We start from the raw sequence: 25,009 nt of genomic DNA on the forward strand, positions 1-25,009 counted from the left end.
TAAATGCTATTATTCGTTTTCGAACTTTGGATTATCCTTCAGGAAATGGAACACTATTTCCCAGTCGCCTTTTCTGTATATGGCAAAATCGATCCCGAAACTTGCCACTACCCTAACACCACCAAAACCAATTCTTGAATACCTGAATTCGGCATGATCACGGGTACCGCCTGGAGCATATACAGTTGGTATTTCAACTAAAGGAATCGGGTAAGCCACATCGTACTGCGCGTATGTAAGCGTTTTTTGAAAGTTAAACCCGTGCACTATTTTATCCCATACTGTTTCATTAAATAAAGCAGGGTTCATCTCCACCGAGTCCTTATTTAAAAATTTAAACCTCAGCGAATTGCCGTTGCCACCTGTAAATGGCCGTATATAAACCACTACGTCTTTTTTATCGTCATTGCTTTCAAGTGGTATATCGGTAGTGGCTCCGATAACATTATTTAAAAACGGCCTTATATAATTCCTGCTTAATGGATTATAAGGAGTTTTGGGATGAGGTGCCGGACCGCCGGAGTAAATATTAAAATCGTCAGATGGTTCATAAGGGCGCTCCCGGAAAGGCCTTATCTGGAAATCGCGAATAATGATATGACCACCCGTATTAGTGATTTTAACATCGAAAAAACGCGTATCCTGCGGAAAATTTGTGCTATCTGCAGGCCTCGGAGCAATAAGTTCATTGGTTGACGATGCCCACAAAATAAATTCGCCGGATGGGAGCACCTCAAATAATGGATGTTCCTGCAGTTTTCTTTTGGCTTCAATTTCGGCCAAACTTTTTTCCAGGCCGTTATAAGGGGCTGTCCAAACGTAAGTAGCTTTTTTCTGAAAAAGATCTGTTACCGGCCGGCCATCGCCAAAGCGGGCATTAACAATTTCAAACTTTATAGGCTGCGTTGAATTATCGCCGTTAAAGCCGCCTATCACAGTAGTTCGCCCAATAATTGGTTCAAATATCTTATTACTGTAATTTACATTTGAACTTAAATAGTCCTTTTCATTTGGCAGATTAAATATCTTTTTACAACTGCTTAATACAGCAATAGCAAACAAGAAGAAAATGAACTCTTTTTTAAAATATGTTCGCATCTGTTTTTGGTTAATTGTATTAATTTTTTGAATTTTCATCACTTATTTAGCTTTGTTTATTGACCACTCAGCTAACTGGAAAAGCCCGCCGTCCCTGAGTTCGGTAATGTCAATGCGGTAAAATTTATAAGCTGCTGTATTAGGGCAACTGAAAACTTTTGTCTGGTACCGTTCTTCAAAAAAGAAATTGCTGCGTCTATCCAATTCAACCCAGGTTTGTCCGTCATTTGAGCCCTCATAAGTCCATGCCCTCGGGTCTCTTTCGGGTGCGTCATTTGCCGATGTAAGCGTGTATACACCTGATACTGCCGGCGTATTCAGCTCAAATTTGATCCATAACCTGCCTTGTAGTTCTGCCAGGAATTTGGTATGATCATCTCCGTCAATAACTTTTTTTGATCCCTCGCCATTATCAGGACCACCATTATTATCTCTTAATACGGATAGTTTACCTCCTATTAATGATATCAGGTTTGGTGGCGGCGGGATAAATGTGAGCCGGGGAACAAACTCATCAAAACCGAAGATATGGTCGGCGCTTACCACATGAACTACCCCATTTTTGGTCAGGATGTTATTAGATCCAGTTGTTGTTGTTGACCAAAAGCGGATAAATTTGCTCTTTTTGGTGTTACTGAATTCTATTACCTGCGGGCCACCATCAACCAAACCAGATGAAGATGCCCTGGTAACTTTACCATGCATCGGATAGCCAAACCGTACACTGGTCAAGTCAAGCCCATCCTGCAAGGTTAAAGAGTCGGTAGTGCGGCTTCCCCTCATAATATAGTAGGATGCCATTGTATCAAGCTGCACACCATCAACATTTGAAAGAAAAAGCGGGTCTTTATCCCCTTGTCTTCTTAATGTGTTCAGGTTATTAATTGCCAGCTGAAAACTGGGGTTTGTAACGGCAAACAGGGTTACATTACTATCGGTTAAAGTCTGCTTTAGACCCATTCGGTCAATCACTGCTATCAGCGAATCGTAAACACCCGGTTTGCTTTTTAAATATTCATAGGTGTTACCGGCAAACCTGGGGCTATTGGTTGCGGTGCTATGGTATCCACCATCTTTTTTACAGGCAGACAGCAATAGTGCCATAACTACTGATAGCTTTAAGGCGCTCATATATTTTTCAAAGTTTTTCATATATGGTCTGTTTATTTCCAAAATGGATTTTGAGTTAATAAGTTGTTTTGTGAAATAAGCTTACGGGATATCGGCCAGTAAATTCCCTGGGAGTTTATAAGGTTTAAAAAAGCGGGATTATTTTGCTTGATTTTATTATACCTTACCAAATCGTACCATCGTTGCCCCTCGCCCAGTAATTCGCGATGCCGCTCTTCAAAAATCAGCTCAATCAGCTCTCCGCTATTGATGGTGATAGTTGTTATTCCGCGCCTTGTCATTACGTTTAGTAGTTCGTTTAAAGCTCCGTTTTGATCACCTAAAACAGCTAATGCCTCGGCACGTAACAAAACAATATCTTCAAGCCTGGTAAAAATTAAAGCGCTGGTGAAATACCTGAAAGTGGGGTCGGTGGTACCTCCTTGTATAACTTTTATCTTACTAAAAATGGGGTACTTACCATTTATATTGGTAAAATATCTTTCGGACCGTGGCAGCCCAAGTGTATCAACACTAAAGCGTTCGTCATTTGGCTGATTAAATATTTTTAAAATGGTGTCTTTGGGCATATAGATATCAGGAACCTTTTTGTTTAAAACAGGTTCGGCCAGGGTCAACTCTTCTATATGGCCTGTTCCGGAACCGTCAATATGCCCCCAGTCGGAATTGAAACCAAACATCTGGCTGGTGTTTTTATTAAAAAAGAATCCGTTTGATTTGGTCAGGTCCTCGGTATTCTGGAAACCAATGCCACTTTTGCCATAGTTATCCTCAACAAATTTGGTATAGGTGGCAACATCCGTATAATTGCCTTGCCAGGCCGCCAAATGAGCCAAAACAGCATATGCCGTATTTTTTGTTGCTAAAGCACCGCCCCACCTGGTTCTGTCCTCGTTATAATAGTTACCGGGTTGCTGAACATCGCCGCCACTATAAATAAATGGCAAATCGGCGGCGGCCGTTAACATTTCCTGCTGAGCCCAGACCAATATTTTACCCTGATTTTCACGGGGTTTGTTTTCAAACTTGCCATCGTGCGATGTGATAATAAACGGTACATCGCCCCATATCCTAACCATGTAGAAGTAAGCGAAGGCTCTGAGGAAGCGGGCCTGGGCAACATCAACAATCATATTGTTTTCTGTATAACGCTTATCAGCCGCTTTTACATCGCCAACGCGTTCAAGGAAAATATTTGCTGCATTCACGATGGCATAAAACCTGGTCCAGTCGGATAAAGCATCCACGGTTGGGTAGGATGCATTTAGTTTATTACCGGCAATGGCTTTAAGATCGGGCCTGTTTGGGCTGATAAATTCGCCTGTCCGAACATCTCCATATAGCCAATGACTGTCGTTATCAGATAATGCGGCACGGGTAAGCGCGTAAACTCCCAGCAGGCCGGCACGGGTATCTTCCAGCTTATTCCACATATTCACTTCGGCAACTACCCTTACAGAATTTATATCCAGTGTTTTATTACAACCGGTTAAGGCCACAAAAAACAGAAGCGTGATATATAATATCTTTTTCATTTTTGTAATTCGTTTTTCCATGCTATAATTCCATTTTCACTCCTAATGTGTACGTTCTTGGTATTGGCAGTCCGTAGCCTGTATCATACCCGTTATAATTTACCAGCTCGGGGTCCTGGCCGGTGTAAGGTGTGATGGTAAATACATTATTAACTGATGCGTACACGTAAAACCGGGTTACGTTTATGCTTTTTCTACGCAGTGTTTTGGTAAGGTCGTAACCAACTAACACCGTCCTCAATTTCAGGAACGAAGCATTTTCAAGAAATAAATTCTGATCAACACGGTATGGAATTACTGTGCTCCATGGATTATACAAAGGGTACTTACTATAATCTCCCCGTTTTTCCCAATAGGTAATCTCTTTAACTGAGTTAACATCACTATTGCCTTCCCTGTTAATAAAATCAAACCGGTTGGCCATCTCCTGGTTAATCAGGTCTCGGCCCAGGTTAAAATAAAAATTGAGGTTTAAGCTCCAGTTACCGTATCTGAAATTATTATCAAAACCACCCGATATTTTGGGCAACGAGTGGCCTGTTAGTATTTTGTCGTTATTGTCAATAGCGTTATCGCCATTCAAATCGCGCCATTTAGGATCGCCGGCCTGCAATGGAATTCCGTTATACTTAGCGGGTTGTCCGTTAACCACCGGAACCTGGTCATTTGAGGTATAAATACCATCGTTCACTAAAAGCCAGTATTGATCAACCGGCTGGCCAACCTTTAAAAGTTTATCGCCAATTATAATTTCGTTTAAGCCCCTTGGGAGTGCTTTTAATTTATTGGTATTGTGGTTAAGATTTAAAGATGATGTCCAGCCAAAGTTTTTATGATTGATTATATTGGCTGCTATCGAAACATCTATACCGCTGTTGTTTACGGCCATTCCACTTTCAATAGATTGCTTATAACCGTATTCGGCAAAGGCAGGGATGCCAATAAGCTGGTTCTTTTCTTCTTTATTATACCAATCAACAGATAAGTGTAAACGGTTGTGGAGCAAACCGGCATCTACACCAAGATTAAGCTGATCTGAATACGACCACGGGATGCCGTAACCAATCCAACCGGTTGAGTATGGCCTGGTTAATACACCAAATGCGTTATAACCAGGTACAGTTAAATTTCCGGTATAACCTACAGATGCTGTATACTGCGGGCCCTGTGCATAATTATCATATGCATTCAATCGCCCTAACCGGCCGGCGCTAACACGCAATAAAAGATCATTCACGGTGGTGTTATCCTTCAGCATTTCCTTTTTTATATTCCATGCGGCAGAAACTACAGGCGAATAAAACCAACGGCTTGTTGGCTGAGCATTTGAAGAGCCATCAGCACGTAATGTAACAGATAACAGGTACTTTTCTTTTAGTGTGTAATCTACTTTGCCATAAAATGACACCAGGTTGTCCCTGGTTTTATCCAAAAAGCGGTAGGTTAATTCACGTGGAAATGCAACCGGGGTTAAATAATTAGGATCATTGGGGTCTGAGTTTAACAGGTTTATTTTGATAAAATCGTTTACCCCTTTATACGCATAAGCATTGCTGTATTTATAAATGTTCCATTGGGTTGATTGTCCAACCTCCAGTTGAAAATCATGTACTTTGTTTAGGTTAAAAGAATATGTTGCTTTATTATCCAACATCAATCTTTGGTTAAAGCCAAAGTAGTTTGATGCGTAGCTATTACCCTGCAAAAGTGTGCGGGCATAAAATACATCGCGATAGCCCTCGTTATAATCAACACCAAAAGTGGTACTGAAATTAAACTTTCCAAATTCAACGCCAATCCTTGCGTACCCGTCAATAATGTTGGTTTTGTTATTGTCAAAACCTTTTTGGTACTCTTTAAGATAGTTGGCATAATAATCTTTATTGGGAGGCAAGGGAGCGCTCAGGTCGGGGAAATAATTAATCTGCGCAAACCTGTCGCGTAAATTTTTATTACGGGTACGGTCCAACCTGTTAGCATTTACCATAGTTGAAAACAAAAGCCACTTTACAGGTTTCATATTGATGTTAAACATGGCGCTATACCGATTTAGCGCTGTTCCATCAGCAACCCCTTCGTTTTTCATATCGCCCAAAGAAAAGCGAAAATTCGCCCGGTTTGTACCACCCGAGATGCCGAAGTTGATACCATAAACTAAAGCGTTGCGGTAGTAAAGATCGCTCCAGTCGGCTTTCCCGCTATATACATTGTTAAGCGAATCGCTTAAATAAATAGGATAATTTTCATCATCAGAATATCGGCCGTTGGTAGTATACTGGTCGTAAAACCTCTGCCTGAAAGCGTTTTCGTATTTACCGTTTATGGTTGTTACCTGCGGCCGTTGCGCTAAACCGATATACGAATCAAAAGTGATGCTTCTTGAGGAGCCCGGCGTTTTTGAGGATAAAACAATTACTCCGTTCACTGCCCTTGGCCCATAAACCGCGGTAGCTGCCAAATCCTTCAATACTTCTATAGAAGCAATATTGTTCATATCAATACCGGCAAATATGTTAGTAGCAGGGCCGGGCCTGTTAAACTCATATTGCTGAATATCAAATGCAAACGGGTGTTCGGTTATTATCGGGATACCATCAAGTACCACAAGCGGCTGTGATTGATAAACCTCTCGTTGCGATAATAAGGGCATTGGCGCCCCCCTGATAAACATGTTTTGTACAGAACCGGGCTCGCCCGAGGGTTCCTGGACATATAGCCCCGCGAATTTCCCTTTTAAAAGTTGTTGTAATGAAACTGCCGGAAATAAGGATAATTCATAAGGTTTTTTAGTAACGCTATCGACAAAAAAGTTATAAATAGTACGCTTTTTTATAAAGTTGCTACTATCCTTTAACAACGAGTCCTTAACAGTTGTATCGCGACGAACTGTGGTGTCATTGTTAAACACAATATAGTTGATTTTGCTTCTCTCTCCCCTATTATCTTTAGCTAAGCAAGTAGGTGCATTTGTAGTAATTGCTGAAAAAACTACAAAGCACAGCCATAAGTATCGCATAATTAATGGATAATTTGATTAATGATATAAAAATTTGATTTGGAAAGGATTATACCCTCACGAAGACGGTATGCTGCTTAGGCATCTGAAGCATTTTCCCGGGAAGTGTGATGTTGAGTAAGGTTTGTGGGCATAGATTTTAGTTTAAGGATTTACTGATTTAATTGCAGGCAGGGATAAATATTCAGGATTACATCCTAACATTTTAAACCACTACATATTGTTTTGGGAGTGACCGCCTGGAGCAGGCAGTAATAATTGGCCATAGCCGCAAAGGCCATAATAGCATTTTTTCGTGTGTTCATAATTTGGTAAATGTTAATTAGTACAAACCGGAAGTTTTCAATCACTTTAAGCCGGCATAGTATTATTATAATTGTGAAATAAAAATATGGTAAAAAATGCACTAACTTTTCGCCACAAGACAAATTGATACTATTTGACGAAATATTGATACAATTTGTTGCAGATTGGTTAACCAGAGGGACAATATCGCATAAATCATTTAGCGATTTAAGATAAAACAATAGAAATAAGCCTTGCAATACCCTATTTATAAGTGGATTATAATAGTATAAGCGGCTTTCTGCAAATAAGGTTTTTATATTATACACCTTGTAGATACCAAACTATCCCCGGAAATAAATTAGGCACCAAAGTTTTTCACCGCAGATAAACTTTAATTTGACTTCATCAGCCCATGATCTACCATATCGTGAAATTGTTATACACTTTTTCCCACATTGTATCAGTTTACAACTTTACATTCTCCTGAGACAAATTTCATATATTTTTATGCTATTCTTTTACCTAACAATACTTTTTGAGAGCATAATCAATCAACATTGTAACCTGAATAATTAACTAAATCAAAACAAAATGAAAACCTTAACTAAATCATTCAAAGCAGTAATCTACGGTAATGCAGACGCCATACAGCTAAGAAATGTTTCTCTGGCGCTAATTGTTCCAGCATTAATAATCTTTTTCATTTTTGCGGCTCACGCGCAAAATGGCGGCGTAAATTAGACCGATACAACGCCTCACTACCGGTTCGCTATCAGCGATATTCTATACAAATTTGCCTGTATAAAATCAGGTAGTGTAAATACATTTGTGGTTTGACCACCGATAAATTGGGCCTGCGCTACATTTGCGCAGGCACTGAGTGATTTAGATGAAATCTCTTCCGCCACCCAGCCTCAAAAACACATATCTACAAATTTCATCATTCGTATTCAGGTCTTGCTGCTCAATTATTGTCTTCAAAAATCAGTTTGCATATCAAGACTGCTAAATAGTTTTCGATATCCCTGACTTGTTGTCATTAGGCTGCCAGCCAGGATGATCTCCCCCACTCTATGTAGTGTTTCCAACTCTCTCACCTTTCAAAATCGCTTTCTTGTTCATTATTATTTTAAGATAATCCGCAAAGAGACCTTTTTGGTTCCAATTATTCCATTGGTGCGTAAATTTCTTTTTCAAATACCAGCGCTTGCTTTTCTCAATTAACGACATTATGTATCGCACCAGCTTATAATAATAAGTCAGAATCCGCCGGTTTTTATTGTCAATGGCATAGCTTTCGCCTTACCAATTCAATTTTCATTAAATTAGCTACAATTCACATCACCAAATTAACAATAAACCAATTTCGTTGAGGTATTTTTGAATTATACGTAATTAACTCATGCACACTTTCCATATATCACAATCAATATAAAAATTAAAAACATATAAATAATATATATATAAATACAATAAACAATCAATACATATTGTAAAAAATATCAAATAAACACAAATTGTTTAAAAAAAATATCATCATTTTAAATACTTGTTTAACAAAAATGTGACAAAATTCAATAAAGAATATATTATATGGGTTTAAATCCCTGAATTTATACCGGGAATATTTATACACAAAAAAAGAAAATGATTACACAATTTGGGGTCGCCATTGATCGCAAAAATTCAAAAAATTCATTCCTTAATGTACATTACGATTGCGTTAGCAAGAAAATAAAACATAATATTTGAAACCTTTATAATTCTTTAATCGTAAAACACGTCTGTCCTATAGTTTTTTATTCTTTTATAGCGAAATTTTAAAAGCCCAAGCTGATGGTATTGGAAAGAACGACAACATCCGATGACAACAAAGAACAGACTTTCGGTCTTAATGGAATCAATTTTAAAATTAATATTGATGAATTTAAGGACTTTTTAAAGCATTGCTCAGCTTTTATGGACATTAGCAAAGAAGGATTTGATACCATGCTCGGGTCAATTTCAGACGCCATTATTGATAACGAAAATCAAAATACAACTATCGAAGAGATCAGGCCTCAACTGAAATTTCTCAGGGAAATTAATTTTTATTTAAAGAGTATTTACGATTTTGATAAATCAAAATAACTAATTGATTTTAATTATTTTTGATCTGATCGGTTTTTCATCTCCGATTCTATCTCCGCGGTATATTTTTCGGCCATTTTGGTTAAAAGCAAATTATACTTTTCCAGGGTCTCTAAATACTTATCTTTCCAATAACTAACTTCGTTTTGATGGGATAATTCATTGCCGCTTTTGGGACCTCTCTGGTAATCCACCTGAGCAAAGTCGTCAGGTTTAAATAAATGAGGAAATTCCACCGAGAAATCGTGTTTAATATGTACGCCAATCTGGTAAATCAGCTCTGTTTTAAGATATTGCTGATTAAACCAATAGTACACGGATCTCCTGTTAACCTTGGCAAGTCTGGCCAATTCACTTATGTTATATCCCTCACGCCTAACAACTAATTCAACGATTTGTCCATGATGAATATCCATAAAAGCAATCAATTTTTGTAAAAATTAGCAGTAACGATTATTTTTAATCTATAACTATTATAAGAAATAATAATTGACCTTTTTTTTGTTAGATGGCCGTACTCAACGTTAATTGGTTGGCGTTAACTTTTACAATAACAGCACAGTCCAGCTGCTCAATTACCATAAGCACTTTTGTACCCATTATTTTATTTACCAAACCCTCCACGTTAAAAAGTACACCATCGTTTACTTTAACCTTATCTCCAACCTTCAAGCTTTTTAAACTAACTACCTGTACATCAGCATATGACTGCGTGATAATTTTAATTTGTTCGATCTCATTATCACTAATAACTACTGGTTTCCCATTATTCGAGATCAGGTCAATCACACCTGGCACATATCTTACGTTACTTAATTGAAGTGGATTTGCTTTAACAAATAAATAAGATGGAAAGAAAGGCTTTTCTACCGTCTTAATCCGGTCAGCCCACTTATTTCGTGAGGTAATCACCGGACAATATGCTAAAATACCTTGCTCTTTCAGGCTTTTATCAATTCGTCTTTCAAAATTTGACCGGGTATAAATGACCATCCAGTGCTCTGGAGAATTATTAAGTTTCAATATTTTCGGGTTCACGGTTTTTTTTAATATCTCTTTATAAATTATCGTACCATTTAATTTGCCTTACCCTTTAATTAACAAACTCTGCTTATTTTTCCATGTCTAAACAAGCAAATTAGCCCGACATTTTATTATTTATTATTTAACACAATGAATATATACATATTAATATAAAATATTTTTACAATAAGAGTAGCGTGGGTAGTTACATCATGTAATAAATGCTTTTTTCAACATTCGTTTTTTTTTTGCAATCAATTAAACTGGCAAGTACCGACAGACAACTCTAAAAATCGGCTGTTTTTATAGAATGTGCCCCCCTTCTCACTTTTTCACATTTTACGTGCTGTTTGTTATACACATCTTCACACATTGTATCAAGATGCAATAACATTGCGATATTAATAACACAAGACCTACTTTTATGCAAATATTCATATAAAACATCGCCAAACATGACGATTTAATCAATTTGAATATCTAATAAAAATATATTCGCTGTAAGTGAAATGGCGAAGCTTTACAATAAGCTGAAAGAAAGTGTAAAATAAACTGCACATATATAGCACACTATACAACTCCTTCTTCACGCACCTAACTCAAATTTTAAGGTCATCCAAATTCATGAAAACTAAAACTACTATTTGCCTGGTGTTAATTTCAGTTGCATTTTGCTTTATGGCAAGTTCCTGCAACTCTTATAAAAACATACCTTATTTTCAAAATGTCAACCGGTCGGCTGCTATAAACGAAACTATCGACAACTACTCTTCGCTAACTATTCAGAAACAGGATATTTTAAGTATAGCTGTAAGCAGTTTAAATCCCGACGCCTGGAAGGACGACAACAATAAAATAAACGGCTACCTGGTTGATATGGATGGAAACATACAATTACCGTTAGTTGGAACTTTAAAAGCTGAGGGGCTTACTACCAATGTGCTAAGGCAGCAAATAGAATCGAAGCTCTCTACATATTTGAAACAGGTGTCTGTCAATGTAAGGATCACCAATTTTAAAATATCTGTAATTGGTGATGTTGCAAGGCCCAATATTTACCAAATTGCCAACGAACGCGTTAGCGTAACTGAAGCCTTAGGATTAGCCGGCGACCTGAACATAACAGGCATTCGCAATAATGTGCTTCTTATCCGCGAACTCGACGGTAAGCGACAATACATAAATATTGATCTTACATCTGCTGATCTTTTTAAATCCCCTTACTACTATCTTAAAAATAATGATGTAATCTATGTTCAGCCGGATAAAACCAAATCAAATTCCGGTGATAGAAGTTACCGAAACATCAGTTTAATACTATCGGCCTTATCCGTAATAACCATTGTTCTCACCAGTGTTCTAAAAAATTAATTTTATGAAAAACGAGCGCCTGTTTCTATCCTCATCATTTGATGACAAAGATGAACCAACCCAAAAAGATCTTGGCGGATTATTAAGCAAATACCTGCACAGCTGGCCTCTATTCGCCATTTGCTTGATAATCAGTTTGTGTATTGCCTATTTTTATATCAAAAACACCAAACCTGTTTATGATATTAAAGCCAAACTGGCCATAAAAGACGAAAAAAAATCGTCGGATGCCAAAGAGGCCCTGGCCGAAATTGATGTTGTAGGTCAGCCAAAAGATATCGAAAGTGAGTTGGAGCTAATAAAATCGAGGCCACTGATAAGGCAGGTTGTTAATGATTTGCAACTACAAACCAGTTATAAGGAAAAAGCCAATTATAGCAGTAAGGATATTTATGCCACAACCCCGGTAAAATTTAAGCTGATACAAGCCCAGGGCGAAAACCGGGATTTTTCACTCACCGTTTTTATTAAAGATGCCCAGTCATTTTCGATAAAAACAGATGACACGGAATCGCCCGATTACCATTTTAATACAGTACTAAAAAATAGTATTGGTGCATGGATGCTAACCAAAACCAAAAGTTTTGATAATTATATTGGTAAAACAATCAGTGTTAATGTTCAAAATCCTGAGGATGTTGTAACGCAATATCAAAATTCGATACTGGTATCTTTAAATAAAGATGCTCCTATTGTTGATATGGAATTGGAGGATGAAGTACCCGAAAGAGGAAAAGAAATTTTAGAACAGCTTATAAAGGCGTATAAAGTTTCGAGCATCCAGGATAAAAATAAAGCCACGCAAAGCACGCTCAAATTTATAGACGACAGGTTATCATCACTTACAGGTGAGTTAACCAATGTAGAAAAAGATGTTGAAGGGTTTAAGAGCAGCATTGGGTTAACGGACATTTCATCCAAATCAAAATTTTATCTTGATAACGTTCAATCAAATGATTCGCGCTTAAATGACGTTAATGTTCAGCTGAACGTTATTGAAGGCATTGAACGTTACGCCAATTCAGGAAATAATTCGGGTAACGTACCTGCAACGCTTGGCATTTCCGATCCCGGGCTTATCAGTTTGGTAGATCAGTTATCTAAATTGCAATTGCAACGCGACAGGCTTTTAGCCACCACTCCCGAGCAAAACCCAATATTCGAACCTTTAAATCGTCAAATAAAGGCAACTAAAGCAGCTGTAAAAGAAACAGTTAGTGGCATTAAGGCTTCTTTATTATCGGTTCAACACGAACTTCAAAACAATAACTCTGGTTTTGAAGCCTCAATAAAAAATATCCCGGGCCAGGAAAGGCAGTACATCAGTATCAAAAGACAACAAAGCATAAAAGAAAACCTGTACATCTATTTATTGCAAAAAAAGGAAGAAGTATCATTGAGCTACGCCTCTACCCTTACCGGGATCCGCACAGTAGAAGACCCTTACTACATCGCTCCAAAATCAAAAAAACAGGTCCCTTACGTGCTTGCCTTTTTACTTGGCTTAGGGTTGCCTGCGTCATTCATATATGGCCGCGATCTCTTGAAAAACAAAGTATTGAACCGCGCCGAAATCGAAAAAATTACTGGAGTTGAGGTAATTTGCGAATTGAACCAAAACAAAGGAAAAAATCAGATTGTGGTACTCGAAAAGAATGCCTTCGCGATAGCTGAACAATTCAGATCGTTACGAACCAACTTATTTTTATTATTTCAAAACAGGCAAAGCGGGCGGGTAACCCTATTTACTTCGAGCGTAGCCGGCGAGGGGAAAAGTTTTATTACCAGTAATATGGGAGCAGCACTTGCCGCTACCAACCGGAAAGTTATCATTTTAGAGCTTGACATGCGCCGGCCAAAAATAGCCGACATTTTTAATTTATCAGCGCAAAATAAAGGGTTGAGCAATTACCTGAACGGCGAAGTTGAGCTATCGGAAATAGTCCAGCCGTCCGGCGTGCATCCGCAACTCAGTATTATCGGTGCCGGGGCTATCCCCGAAAATCCATCAGAATTACTTGACAGCATTAAACTTGATGTACTTATCAATAAATTAAGGGACGAATACGATGACATTTTAATTGATACGCCGCCAATTCACCTGGTAACAGATGCGCTGATACTGGCAAGAATTTGCGATGTTACCTTGTACGTTGTAAAACAAGGCCATACCAATAAATCTGAACTTACATTTATTAAGCAAATGGCTAAAGAAGATAAGCTTCCTAACCTGTATATTATTTTCAATGGCATTCAGCGCACAAAATATGGTTATGGATATAACTACGATAACAGTTATTACAACAACCCTAAATTAAAAAAGCAGCACGCTTAATTCCTCAGCCTGGTCGGTTTCAGCCTTTGCCCCAACATCAAATCAAACGGTTAAACTTCGTTTAATACTACCCCAAACTACCCTATCGGTTTATACACCGGCACTTATTTTTTTATGAAAGCTATTGCTCAAAACTTAAACATTAATTCAAGATACGCTAAGGCAATTGAATGGGGTAAGCTCATAACCATAACCGGATCGGCACAGTTAATCATACAAGTAATTGGCTTTTTAAGCGCTATTATTGTTATACGATTACTGCCCACAAAAGAATATGCCTTATATACTTTGGCAAATACGATGCTTGGCACAATGATCCTGTTAGCCGACGGCGGAATATCAACCGGCGTAATGTCGCAGGGGGGCAAAATATGGATGGATCGTGAAAAATTAGGTTTGGTAATAGCCACCGGTTTGGACCTAAGAAAAAAGTTTGCCGCAGGCAGCCTTATAATAGCCGTACCTGTTTTGTTGTACCTTTTGATACACCATGGCGCCGGCTGGTTATTTGCATCACTAATAACATTATCCCTTATACCGGCATTTTTCATGTCGTTATCCGGTACATTGCTGGAGGTTGCCCCCAAGCTAAAGCAGGATATTGCGCCACTTCAAAAAATACAGGTTGGAACCAACGTTTTGAGGCTTATACTTACCGGCCTTACCATATTCGTTTTCCCCTGGGCGTATATAGCGGTGCTTGCTTCGGGTTTGCCCCAAATATGGGCAAACCTTCAACTGCGAAAAACATCTTACAAATATGCCCGTATTCATCAGCAGCCTGATCCCCTTGTTCGTGCGGAAATATTGAAATTTGTTAAAAGGATTTTGCCAGGCGCAATTTATTATTGCGCCTCGGGGCAAATAACCATCTGGCTTATATCAATTTTTGGCTCAACAACAGCAGTTGCACAAGTTGGCGCGCTTGGCAGGTTAGTAATGGTGTTGGGGCTATTCAATGTCCTTTTCTCAACTTTAATATCGCCGCGTTTTGCACGCCTGCCCGATAACAAAAGGGTTTTAATGAGCAATTACCTTAAAATACAATTGTTGTTGTTTGTGCTGATGGCATTAATTATAGCCATTGTTTGGCTGTTCCCGGTGCCTATTTTGTGGGTACTCGGCCCATCATATGCAAACCTTAAAAACGAGATGGTTTTAAACATTGCGGGCAGCTGCGTTGCCTTAATTGCTGGTTCATCATTCTCGTTGTATACCCACCGTGGCTGGGCAATAAAACCAATAATTCTTATTCCGGCGAGTATTGCTGCCATTGCCGTATGTGCGGCACTCATTGATATCTCGACACTTAGGGGCATTTTGTTACTAAATCTTTACGTTGCCGGCTTTGAGGCAGTGATGCACGTTGTCTTTAGCCTTATTATGATTAATAAAGTAAAAAACCAAAACTATGTCGTTACTGAATAAACTGCCGCGCATTGAGAGCAAAGAAGGCTGGCCGTGGACTGAAGAAGTAAACGCCGATATTTACAAGTCAAAAAAGCAATGGCCCAAAATTTCAATTGTTACACCAAGCTACAACCAGGGTAAATTTATTGAGGAAACCATCCGCTCGATTTTATTGCAAAACTATCCCAACCTGGAGTATATTATTATTGATGGCGGCAGTAACGATGACACCGTTAATATCATAAAAAAATACGAGCCATGGATTAGCTTTTGGGTTAGCGAGAAAGATTCGGGCCAGGCAAATGCAATAAACAAGGGAATTACAAAATGTACCGGAGATATTTTTAATTGGATAAACAGCGACGACTACCTTGCGCCTGAGACCCTCTGTAACGTTGCCTCTATCTATAAAAAAGGCGTTACCATTGCCGGGAAAGTGTTTAATTTTTACGACAATGACCCTTCTTTTAAAGATATAATCGAAAACAAGAGCCTCACGGCGGGCGATTTTATATCGCTCAAAAGCACATTCCATCAGCCGGGTGTTTGGTGCGATTTGGTTAATATTAAAGCGGCGGGTAAGTTTCCCGAATATTCATCCTATTATTTCGACAGAATCTTTTTCACCTCCTACTTTGTTCGCTTTAAAACTGTTTTATATACCAACAACGTATTGGTTTATTTCAGATACCATCATGAATCAAAAACTTTGGTAATCAGGGACAGCAAAGCAAACGAGTTAATTGATTACTACCTGACACTCTTAGCAGAACCGCTGTTTAAACCTTTTACCAAACAACTTAAGTCGGCACTTAAGTATCAGCTACTTCCCGAAAAACACATCAGCGATTGGGAGTATAAAAATGCGGATAAAAGTTTTGCAGCCAGGATATCAAGCTATTTAGGCCTGGCCCTTGTGAAACCCGGCTTATTACAAACGCGCCACTTTTTCACCAAGTTTAAAAGAAGCGTTCTGCATAGTTTAAACTAAACAACAACACCTTAAGGTTGATCAAAGAACTCTGTTAACGTCACATTTGGCAAATGTATTTAATTAAGAATCAGTCGTTAACATTCAACTTCTGTATAAAGTTAAACATAGTGGTAGCGGTCTTTTATGATTAAAAACAGGTGATTTTCCCGTTTTTGGGTACTATGCATAACCAATAAAGTGTGTGTACCGGTACAGGGTGACACACACTGGTACGGGGTGGTACACCCTGGTACACCCTGACACACCCAGGTACGGGGTGGTACACTGTAACGTATGTGAAATCAATATTGAATATTGAAATATAATAACTCAAAAGATGAAGATCACTTTTATCTGCGCCTCATTACAAACAGGCAGCGACGGCGTAGGAGACTATGTTCGGCGTTTGGCATGCGAGATCATAAAAAGAGGCGATCAGGTTGAAGCTATAGCTATAAATGATAGCTATTTATTCGAAGTTAAAAATGAGGTGCAAAGCATCGATGGTGTTGGGTTAGCTGTACAACGTTTACCGGCCAATTTAAATACGACAGAAAGATATGACAGACTGCGAAAAAAAATAGCAGTATTTAACCCCGACCTGGTTAGTTTACAATATGTAGGGTTTGGATTCGATAAATACGGCCTGCCAATTGATATTTCACTAAAACTTGGCAAAGCCATTGGGGCCAGGAAACTACATATTATGTTCCACGAATTGTGGTGCGGGATGGCAGCTAATGCCGGATTTAAAGAAAAAATTTTAGGCCGGCTTCAGAAGACTTTTTTAAAAATCTTAGTTTTTGCATTAAAACCCGAGACTGTTTTCACGAGCATTAAGCCATACCAGCATTTTTTAAAGCAAATTGGCATCACAGCCGCGGTAGTTCCGATTTTTGGAAACATATCGGTAAGCGAATCAGGAAGCCAGTCTGATTGGGATGATCTGGCAACCAGGGCCGATCTGTTGCCGTTAATCTTAAACCGTAAAGATTGGTTAATATTCGGTTTTTTTGGTACCACATATAATTGTCCCGGGCTCGATAACCTGCTCAAAATGGGGGTTAGCACAGCAAAATCTTTGGGTTTACAATTGGGCGTACTGTTTATTGGCCACAACAGGCAACTCGAAACAGTCAACATGATCAGGGAATTACCAGGCATTTTTTATTGGGAAACCGGTCCGCTGTCGCCGGCCATGATAAACCGCAGCATGCAACTGGTACATATTGGCGTTGTAACCAGCCCTGTTGATGGCATTGACAAAAGTGGCTCGGCAATAGCCTGGATGGAGAGAGGGATACCAGTTATGATTTCATCGGCCGATACAAACTACCACGCAAAGCCGATGGAAAAACAAGGCATCTACCAGGCAAGTTCACCCAACGCTATTTTACGCGCCTATACCTTAAAAAATCAATTAACCGCTCCTAATAATCTCTTAAATGCAGCGGAAGCATACACAGCTTTTTGTCTTTAACAGATCAGCCAAATCTAAGGCTTAAATACATCAAGCTAACGAAGTAAATAATGACACAATCATCTCCGAAAAAAATATTATTAATGGGCCATACCGATGGCTTGGGCGGGGCACAAACCGCCTATCGAGAACTTTTTGACTTTGCCATAACGGCCGGCTATACGCTAAAAATAATTAACATTACCGATAGGCCCGTTGCCGACCAACCATTTGGCTATAAAGCTATAATTGGCATAGTTGCTCACAAAGTATCCGGCCTGTTTCAAAAGATAAAGAAATACGTTGCGTTGATTTTAGCGGGCGTGAGGGCAAGATTGTATGGGCCCGATATATTTGTAAGTATTGGACTATCAAACTCATCCATTTTTATAACCCGGTTTCTCAAAGCCGGCAGTTTTAAAATCGCCCAGGATTTTATAGCCAATAGGTCGCAGGATGAACAGATATGGATCGATACCAGGGCAAATTTCGACGGCATTGCTGTGCAGGCACCATCAATGCTTGAATACTGGACTACAACTTTAGCCAACCCACGCGGAGTGAATTGGCTGCCATGTTTCCCGCAGCCGCCTGTAGATGGAGTTTTAAAAACAACGGACAATAAAACCAAAGGAAAAATAAAGCTGGCCTATTTCGGCAGGCTTGCCGGCAACAAAGGACTACCATTACTATTTAAAGCAATTGCATCGCTTCCATCACACGGCGATTTTTCATTGGATTTATGGGGCAAAGGCGAAGAAGAAGATAAGTTACTAAAGCTTGCAAAAGACCTAAGGATTAAACATAAAATCAATTTTTTGGGAGGATATCCCGGCGACAGAGAGGGAGCAGAATTAATGGCATCTTATGATAGCCTGGTTTTAACATCTACAGAGATGGAGGGCCTGCCGCTTATTTTATTAGAATCGATGGCCTACGGACTACCCTTTATGGCAACAAATATCGGCGCTATAAAAGATTGCTGCCAAAACAATCCAGATTCTATCCTGGTACAGCCAACCCTTGACAATATTACAATCGGCCTTTACCTACTGATAAAAAGAATTGAGACCAATGACTTTGACCCCGCAAGATTAAAGGCATATTATGACCGGCATTTTTCTACAACCGTAATGGCCGCCCGCTGGCAACAGTGTTTTGATAACCCTAAACTTTTCTTTTCATGAATAACCAAAAAACTATACTTATAACAGGTGCATCGGGCTTTTTGGGCACCTACCTGGCCGATGCCGCTTCAAAACAGGGTTACAGGTTAATTGGTATTGACCTTCGGGCACCGCTTCGCCCCCATTTATGGGCCGACTTTGCAACCTCATCATTGGAAAATGCCGATCTTGATCAATTAATTAAAGGAGATGCTTTAGCAGCGGTATGTCATTTGGCAGGGGGTGCCTCTGTGGCATCTTCAGTTAACGATCCCTACGGCGATTTTTCAAGTTTATTACCGGGCACCGCACGCATTGCACTTTACCTTGCTAAAAACCAGCCACAAGCCCAGGTATTTTTCTTTTCGAGCGCTGCCGTTTACGGTAATCCTAAAACACTTCCAATAACCGAATTTACAGCGTTACAGCCCATTTCGCCGTATGGTATTCACAAGTCGCTGGCAGAATCGCTGTTATCAAACTATTCCAGGGCAATGGGACTAAAGGCTACTATTTTTCGCATTTTCTCTGTATACGGTCCGGGACTCGGGAAACAGCTTATTTATGATGTAAGCATGCGTGCCATCCGCGCCGCGGCAATTGGCCAGCCAGCCATCAGGTTGTTTGGGACCGGAGCAGAAAGCCGGGATTTTTTATATGTCGAGGATTTATGCCAGGCCGTGCTTACTGTATTAAAACATCCTTCGGATGAAAATTTTGTGATATATAATTTGGGCTCAGGAGTAGAAACAACCGTAGCCGAGGTTGCTAATTGCCTTGTAAAGCATTTAAATATTAATGTTGAGATAACTTTTGACGGTAATGTACCCAAAGGCGACCCCTTAAATTGGCGGGCAGATATCAGTAAAATATCAAAATTGGGGTTCGCCCCAAAGTACAGCATGGATGATGGGCTAAAACAAGTTGCAGACTGGGCAAAAGTTTCAGCCTAAAAAATCACCAGCTTATATAAATCGATTGTGTTTATATAAAAAATAAACGTTTTCCCCGCGTTAATAAAAATTAGATGAAATACAATCCGCAACTGGATAGCATGCGTGCTTTGGCGGCACTGGCAATAATAGCTCACCACTATCTTCTTTTCCCGGCCGGATGGATAGGGGTTCAATTCTTTTTTGTGCTATCCGGCTTTTTGATATCGGGCATCGTTCTAAAAGGAAAGCAGCAATACCAAACTCAAGGCATGATTACGTTTTTTAAGGACTTTTACAAACGCAGGATGTTGCGATTGTTTCCTCTTTATTACGGATACCTGCTAATACTGGGTGTTATCTTCCTGTTTATACATAAGCCTGAGGCTTTAAGTACCGAATGGCCATGGTTGTTAACTTACACACTCAACTTCAGGTGGTTGTTTGATAGCTACACGTTTCACATGATATACGGCCACTTATGGAGTTTATCTCTTGAATGGCAATTTTACCTGGTTTGGCCTTTGTTTTTATGGAAATTACCCGAAAGCCTCTTTTTAAAAACATTACTTTGGTTGTTGCCGGCAGCAATGGTTATAAGGGTTGTAGTATATTTAGTGTGCAACCACCTGCAATACTTTGTAGGTTTCGACGGAAATGCAATTGATGAAGCGCTGGCTCCTTATGTGCTGCCATTTTCACATCTGGATGCATTTGTATTTGGCGCTTTGTTATGTAACAAACCTTTCAGGGAGATAATGAGTAAAGCCAGGATTGTTTATTCATGTATTACATTAACCGTAGTTACGGGTTTGCTTCTGGTTATTTCCGTTCCATCTTACCATTTATCTTCTTTTGGCTGGCCAGGTAACCTGCCGCAGGGCTATCAATGGATCTGGGGGTATTCGGTGCTGAACTTAACAAGCGCTGCTATAATAGCTAACCTTTTAGAACAAAAAGATGTGTGGTTGTTTTCTTTTACTAAACTGCGCCTTTTTCAATATTTAGGTAAAATATCCTACGGCATGTATGTTTACCATCCAATTATCATATTTAGTGTAATGGCATTTAGTGCCAAAATGTATGCCTTCCCCGGAAGTAAAATTTTAGAGTTATTAATCGTAATTGCCTTAACTACCGTAACCGCACATTTTTCATACGAGTTTTGGGAAAAACGATTCATAAAAAAACGAACTGTACCAACACCCCTTACAAAGCCCGAGGACCTGCCTGAGCCCGAAGCCGTTTATAACTAAAGCAAAAAAACAAATCATTTTTACCAATGAACACGAGCACCTACAGGCAGTTGATCATCATCGCGCCTACCTGTCCTCCGGGGGTTTGCGGAGTAAGCGATCACGCATATAAAACAGCATTAGCATTAAACAAATTTTACAAATCGGTTAAAATCGGGGTAGAATATTTTCCTGAAGTAATACGGGATACTCCGCTAACTTTAACAACAGCATACTGGCAAAGTCTGCTTAAGCAAATTGAAAAAAACAGCACTCCCGGCGATTTGCTCTTAAACTTTACACCAACAAGTTATTCCAAAACAGGGTTACCGTTTAAATTGCTGCAGGCATTAAAAAAGTTTAAAAAAGAGTCGCCATACAATCACCTTTATATTTTTTTTCACGAAACATGGGACGATAGCGCTGGTTTGAGAATACACCATAAGTTACGCAATCAACTTATAAAGTACACAGTAAAACAACTGAGCAAACTGGCCGATGGCATTACCGTAGTAACCAACGAGCAAAAAGAAAAAATAATATCGCTAACCAATAGCAAAAAAGTAAGACTGAGTTTGGTTGGCGCAAATATTTTGCCGGTTGATAAAGAAAATGGATTAACAAGCATCAGGAAACCGGGCGAATGGGTAATATTTGGCTTAGCCCATACCCGCTTGTGGACACTTCAACAACATCTGCCGCTGATAAAAGAGCTGCATAATAATGGCTTGATAAAAAAAATTTATGCAATTGGGCCCTTAAACAATCATTACGCCGATGAAGAACTTAGCCTGGCATCGGGCCAATTAGGGCCTGGTGTTTTAATACAGACAGGAACGCTTGACCCCGGCGAAGTTTCGGCAATGATGTTAACTGCAGAAGCAGCGTTGGTAGGCCAAACTGCCGATAGTCTTCGCAAATCGGGCACTTTCGCGGCGCTGTCTGCACATGCAGTGCCTGTAATTTGCGAGGCACCTGTAACATTAGACGAGCCCCCGGGTGTTGCCATATTTCGCCCGCACGAGTTAATGACCAACCAAACACTGCTATCTACCATTGAAGGAGAAAAAAGACGACTGTTACTGCACCAATGGTTTTGGTTAACAAGGAGTTGGGAAGCTATCGCCCTTGACATGCAAAGCTGGATAAACGGTTAAATTACATTTTGCATTTATATACAACTACACAAAGGTTTCATGAAAATAAATATTTCACATCCTACTGGTAACCGCAATGTGAGGGCCGTTATTACCAGCCTTGCCAAAGCGGATATGCTCGGCGGCTTTAATACTACGCTTGTGGCCAATGCGGATGCCTTGTGGCTTAAGTTAATGCCCCAAAATATCCGCACAGAATGGCTAAGGCGCACATTCCCGGTATCAAGGGCCAGTATTCATACCCGGCCAATTCTTGAACTTGCCCGTATGACTATGCCCAGGCTGGGCTATAATAAATGCATTGAACATGAAAAAGGATGGGCAAGCATTGATGCTGTATACCATGATCTTGACAAGTATAACGCCCGGCAACTTGTAAATAATGCAGCAAAAAATAAGATAGACGCTGTTTACGCCTATGAAGACGGTGCTTTAGAAACATTTAAACAGGCAAAAAAAATGGGGCTTAAATGCATTTATGATTTACCTATTGCCTACTGGAAAACAGTTAAAAAACTCATGAACCAGGAAGCCGCCAGGCTACCACAGTGGGCTGTTACACTGGGCGGAGGTATCAGCGATTCTGAAGCCAAACTGGAAAGAAAAACACGGGAACTTGAACTGGCCGACGTTGTAGTTGGGCCGGGGTCGTTTGTCATTGATTCGTTGCCCTTTTGGGCAAATAAAAAACTGATCGTTTCGCCCTTTGGATCACCGGCAACAACGCCAGGTGGCTTAAATGTCCCAAAAAATACAAATGTCCCGCTTCGCGTTTTATTTGCCGGGTCGATGGGGCAACGAAAGGGGCTTGCAGATTTATTTGCGGCTATAAAAAAAATAAACAGCAAAAATGTGGAGTTGGTTGTGATGGGTTCGTTACTTGCGCCAATTGAGTTTTACCGTAATGAACTATTGAGTTTTACTTACGAAAGTGGCAGATCACATGATAAAGTGTTGGAACTGATGCGCACCTGCGATGTATTTTGCCTTCCATCAATTGCAGAAGGCCGGGCGCTGGTAATGCAGGAAGCGATGAGCCAGGGCCTGCCGTTAATTATTACCTCCAACACAGGCGGGGCCGATTTGATTGACGAAGGAGAAACCGGTTTTTTGATACCAACAGCCTCGCCCGATAGTATAGCCGAAAAAATTTGCTGGTTTTTAGATAACCGTAACCTGATACCCGAAATGGGATATAAAGCGCAAAAAAAAGCCGCCGGTTACACATGGGATGCTTATGGAGATAAAATAGCCCAATCGCTTCATGAGTATATATCTTAATGCTGGTACCAAAATTATTTAACACCATAATGACTGGTAATAAAACAACAATGACCACGCTTCAGGGACTTTCAAAAAGCTTTTACGTTGCCCGGCCGGTTGACCGTAAAGACCCTAACCTTCTTTTAAAGCAGGGCATCTGGGCTTACTTTTTACTGCTGATATTTGAGGGAGCGTTACGCAAATGGGTATTACCCGGCCTGTCTACTCCCCTGCTTGTTGTACGTGATCCATTAGCTCTTTGGCTGGTTTTACTTGCATGGAAGCGCAACCTGTTACCGTCAAATTTATACGTTAATGGAATGATAGCCATTGGCGCAATAGGCATAGTTACCGCCCTTGCTTTCGGACATGGCAATTTTGCCGTGGCCATTTACGGTGCCAGGATCCTGATGTTTCATTTTCCGCTCATGTTTGTTATCGGTAAAGTATTTGACCGTGATGATGTAATCAAAATTGGCAAAGCAACTATATGGATAACAATACCCATGGCCGTATTAATAGCTATGCAGTTTTATAGCCCGCAATCGGCATTTGTTAACCGCGGTGTTGGCGGCGATTTAAAAGGTGGTGGTTTTGACGGAGCTATGGGATTTTTTCGTCCACCGGCTACATTCTCATTCACAAACGGCACAGCCTTGTTTTTTGGTTTTTCGGCCGCGTATGTATTTTACTTTTGGCTAACACCAAAAAGCATAAATCGATTGGCGCTTATTGGTGCAACGCTGGGTGTTATGGTGGCTATACCGTTATCAATAAGCCGCAGCCTGTTGTCTCTTGTGCTGGCTTGCACGCTATTTTCGCTGATAGCCATATCGCGCAATCCAAAATACCTGGGCAAAATGCTGGTGGCGATAGTAGTACTGCTAATTACGTTTACCGCCTTAAGCCAGCTCAGTGTTTTTGCTACCCCGCTGGAAGTATTTACACATAGGTTTACCAGTGCCAACGAAACTGAAGGTGGAGTATCAGGTGTATTTGTTGATCGTTTCTTAGGCGGCATGATTGGTGCTATTATCGAATCGGCGCAAAAACCATTTTTTGGTTACGGGATTGGGATGGGAACGAGTGTCGGCAGCATGCTCATAGCCGGCGATCATACTGTTTACCTGATATCCGAAGGTGAATGGGGCCGCCTGATTGGCGAAATGGGTATTATCATGGGCTTCTCCGTTATTTTTATAAGAATTGTTTTTGTGTGGAATTTAGCTATCGATAGCTTCCGTAAACTTGCTATCGGCGACTTTTTACCATGGATGATATGTAGCATTGGCATTTTGGCCATTATGCAGGGGCAATGGGCCCAGCCAACGTCGCTTGGCTTCGACGTGGTGCTTGGTGGCATTACACTTGCCGCATTACGCACACCAAACCGCAAACTATGGGTGGTAAAAACCCTTGAGCAGGATAATTCTGTTAACCCAACCGGAAATCAACGCGCCATTTAACCCAATAACTTACCTCAATTT

19 protein-coding genes are annotated in these 25,009 nt (G+C 40.0%); 13 read left to right on the forward strand and 6 right to left on the reverse strand.

Translation table 11 applies throughout. The features are described 5' to 3' along the window. Window positions 1-9: 9 nt before the first annotated feature. Genes PQ469_RS16455 through PQ469_RS16470 form a run of 4 tightly spaced genes read right to left on the reverse strand, consistent with a single transcriptional unit; the run spans window position 10 to window position 6,672 of the window. A complete protein-coding gene (locus PQ469_RS16455; protein ID WP_274208654.1) occupies window positions 10-1,098 on the reverse strand; it encodes a DUF5007 domain-containing protein in 1,089 nt (362 codons plus the stop codon). A 42-nt stretch (window positions 1,099-1,140) separates the two neighbouring features. Beyond that, the gene (locus tag PQ469_RS16460) at window positions 1,141-2,250 is read right to left on the reverse strand and encodes a discoidin domain-containing protein (protein ID WP_274208655.1); all 1,110 of its coding nucleotides are present in this window, start codon (window positions 2,248-2,250) and stop codon (window positions 1,141-1,143) included. A gap of 11 nt (window positions 2,251-2,261) precedes the next feature. Beyond that, entirely contained in the window at window positions 2,262-3,764 is a 1,503-nt protein-coding gene (locus PQ469_RS16465) for a RagB/SusD family nutrient uptake outer membrane protein (RefSeq protein ID WP_274208656.1), read from the reverse strand. A gap of 22 nt (window positions 3,765-3,786) precedes the next feature. Next, the gene (locus PQ469_RS16470) at window positions 3,787-6,672 is read right to left on the reverse strand and encodes a SusC/RagA family TonB-linked outer membrane protein (protein WP_274208657.1); all 2,886 of its coding nucleotides are present in this window, start codon (window positions 6,670-6,672) and stop codon (window positions 3,787-3,789) included. Window positions 6,673-7,659: 987 nt separating this feature from the next. Here PQ469_RS16470 and PQ469_RS16475 point away from each other — a divergent pair. Together PQ469_RS16475 and PQ469_RS16480 are read left to right on the forward strand one after the other, a co-directional pair. Beyond that, on the forward strand, window positions 7,660-7,809 hold the full coding sequence (locus PQ469_RS16475; protein ID WP_274208658.1) for a hypothetical protein: 150 nt from the start codon (window positions 7,660-7,662) through the stop codon (window positions 7,807-7,809). A 1,095-nt stretch (window positions 7,810-8,904) separates the two neighbouring features. After that, on the forward strand, window positions 8,905-9,198 hold the full coding sequence (locus PQ469_RS16480; RefSeq protein WP_090652531.1) for a hypothetical protein: 294 nt from the start codon (window positions 8,905-8,907) through the stop codon (window positions 9,196-9,198). A 14-nt stretch (window positions 9,199-9,212) separates the two neighbouring features. Here the strand turns inward: PQ469_RS16480 and PQ469_RS16485 are convergent, their stop codons facing one another. Continuing rightward, window positions 9,213-9,548, reverse strand: coding sequence for a hypothetical protein (locus PQ469_RS16485; RefSeq protein WP_337993737.1), 336 nt, complete (start codon window positions 9,546-9,548; stop codon window positions 9,213-9,215). Between the two features lie 154 nt (window positions 9,549-9,702). After that, a complete protein-coding gene (nusG, locus tag PQ469_RS16490) occupies window positions 9,703-10,221 on the reverse strand; it encodes a transcription termination/antitermination protein NusG (protein WP_274208660.1) in 519 nt (172 codons plus the stop codon). Between the two features lie 624 nt (window positions 10,222-10,845). Here nusG and PQ469_RS16495 point away from each other — a divergent pair. From PQ469_RS16495 to PQ469_RS16545, 11 genes are all read left to right on the forward strand, one after another. Then, on the forward strand, window positions 10,846-11,592 hold the full coding sequence (locus PQ469_RS16495; RefSeq protein WP_090652534.1) for a polysaccharide biosynthesis/export family protein: 747 nt from the start codon (window positions 10,846-10,848) through the stop codon (window positions 11,590-11,592). A 4-nt stretch (window positions 11,593-11,596) separates the two neighbouring features. Further along, window positions 11,597-13,927 (forward strand): GumC family protein, encoded by a 2,331-nt coding sequence (locus tag PQ469_RS16500; RefSeq protein ID WP_274208661.1) that lies wholly within the window; start codon window positions 11,597-11,599, stop codon window positions 13,925-13,927. A gap of 114 nt (window positions 13,928-14,041) precedes the next feature. Continuing rightward, complete coding sequence (locus PQ469_RS16505; protein ID WP_274208662.1) at window positions 14,042-15,355, forward strand: MATE family efflux transporter; 1,314 nt, start codon at window positions 14,042-14,044, stop codon at window positions 15,353-15,355. Then, entirely contained in the window at window positions 15,339-16,328 is a 990-nt protein-coding gene (locus tag PQ469_RS16510; RefSeq protein WP_274208663.1) for a glycosyltransferase family 2 protein, read from the forward strand. The genes PQ469_RS16505 and PQ469_RS16510 overlap by 17 nt, the downstream gene beginning before the upstream one ends. A gap of 319 nt (window positions 16,329-16,647) precedes the next feature. After that, a complete protein-coding gene (locus PQ469_RS16515) occupies window positions 16,648-17,790 on the forward strand; it encodes a glycosyltransferase (RefSeq protein WP_274208664.1) in 1,143 nt (380 codons plus the stop codon). Between the two features lie 50 nt (window positions 17,791-17,840). Beyond that, window positions 17,841-18,956: a glycosyltransferase gene (locus tag PQ469_RS16520; protein WP_274208665.1), complete on the forward strand. Its 1,116-nt coding sequence runs from the start codon at window positions 17,841-17,843 to the stop codon at window positions 18,954-18,956. Further along, window positions 18,953-19,888, forward strand: a complete 936-nt coding sequence (locus PQ469_RS16525) for an NAD-dependent epimerase/dehydratase family protein (protein WP_274208666.1) — start codon at window positions 18,953-18,955, stop codon at window positions 19,886-19,888. The genes PQ469_RS16520 and PQ469_RS16525 overlap by 4 nt, the downstream gene beginning before the upstream one ends. Window positions 19,889-19,962: 74 nt before the next feature. After that, window positions 19,963-21,123 (forward strand): acyltransferase family protein, encoded by a 1,161-nt coding sequence (locus tag PQ469_RS16530; protein WP_274208667.1) that lies wholly within the window; start codon window positions 19,963-19,965, stop codon window positions 21,121-21,123. Between the two features lie 26 nt (window positions 21,124-21,149). Next, window positions 21,150-22,259, forward strand: a complete 1,110-nt coding sequence (locus PQ469_RS16535) for a hypothetical protein (RefSeq protein WP_274208668.1) — start codon at window positions 21,150-21,152, stop codon at window positions 22,257-22,259. 39 nt (window positions 22,260-22,298) lie between these two features. After that, complete coding sequence (locus tag PQ469_RS16540) at window positions 22,299-23,540, forward strand: glycosyltransferase family 4 protein (protein WP_274208669.1); 1,242 nt, start codon at window positions 22,299-22,301, stop codon at window positions 23,538-23,540. Between the two features lie 29 nt (window positions 23,541-23,569). Next, entirely contained in the window at window positions 23,570-24,988 is a 1,419-nt protein-coding gene (locus tag PQ469_RS16545; RefSeq protein ID WP_274208670.1) for a hypothetical protein, read from the forward strand. The last annotated feature ends 21 nt before the right edge of the window (window positions 24,989-25,009 follow it).

It is taken from the genome of Mucilaginibacter sp. KACC 22773 (assembly GCF_028736215.1).
GTDB lineage: Bacteria > Bacteroidota > Bacteroidia > Sphingobacteriales > Sphingobacteriaceae > Mucilaginibacter.

Bases quoted from the DNA above. Each gene is read 5' to 3' on its own strand.
- PQ469_RS16520 (WP_274208665.1), top strand. From the start codon at position 17,841: ATGACACAATCATCTCCGAAAAAAATATTATTAATGGGCCATACCGAT.
- PQ469_RS16475 (WP_274208658.1), top strand. From the start codon at position 7,660: ATGAAAACCTTAACTAAATCATTCAAAGCAGTAATCTACGGTAATGCA.
- PQ469_RS16505 (WP_274208662.1), top strand. From the start codon at position 14,042: ATGAAAGCTATTGCTCAAAACTTAAACATTAATTCAAGATACGCTAAG.
- PQ469_RS16530 (WP_274208667.1), top strand. From the start codon at position 19,963: ATGAAATACAATCCGCAACTGGATAGCATGCGTGCTTTGGCGGCACTG.
- PQ469_RS16515 (WP_274208664.1), top strand. From the start codon at position 16,648: ATGAAGATCACTTTTATCTGCGCCTCATTACAAACAGGCAGCGACGGC.
- PQ469_RS16535 (WP_274208668.1), top strand. From the start codon at position 21,150: ATGAACACGAGCACCTACAGGCAGTTGATCATCATCGCGCCTACCTGT.
- PQ469_RS16455 (WP_274208654.1), bottom strand. From the start codon at position 1,098: ATGCGAACATATTTTAAAAAAGAGTTCATTTTCTTCTTGTTTGCTATT.
- PQ469_RS16540 (WP_274208669.1), top strand. From the start codon at position 22,299: ATGAAAATAAATATTTCACATCCTACTGGTAACCGCAATGTGAGGGCC.
- PQ469_RS16545 (WP_274208670.1), top strand. From the start codon at position 23,570: ATGACTGGTAATAAAACAACAATGACCACGCTTCAGGGACTTTCAAAA.
- PQ469_RS16495 (WP_090652534.1), top strand. From the start codon at position 10,846: ATGAAAACTAAAACTACTATTTGCCTGGTGTTAATTTCAGTTGCATTT.
- PQ469_RS16480 (WP_090652531.1), top strand. From the start codon at position 8,905: ATGGTATTGGAAAGAACGACAACATCCGATGACAACAAAGAACAGACT.
- PQ469_RS16500 (WP_274208661.1), top strand. From the start codon at position 11,597: ATGAAAAACGAGCGCCTGTTTCTATCCTCATCATTTGATGACAAAGAT.
- PQ469_RS16510 (WP_274208663.1), top strand. From the start codon at position 15,339: ATGTCGTTACTGAATAAACTGCCGCGCATTGAGAGCAAAGAAGGCTGG.
- PQ469_RS16525 (WP_274208666.1), top strand. From the start codon at position 18,953: ATGAATAACCAAAAAACTATACTTATAACAGGTGCATCGGGCTTTTTG.
- PQ469_RS16460 (WP_274208655.1), bottom strand. From the start codon at position 2,250: ATGAAAAACTTTGAAAAATATATGAGCGCCTTAAAGCTATCAGTAGTT.
- PQ469_RS16465 (WP_274208656.1), bottom strand. From the start codon at position 3,764: ATGAAAAAGATATTATATATCACGCTTCTGTTTTTTGTGGCCTTAACC.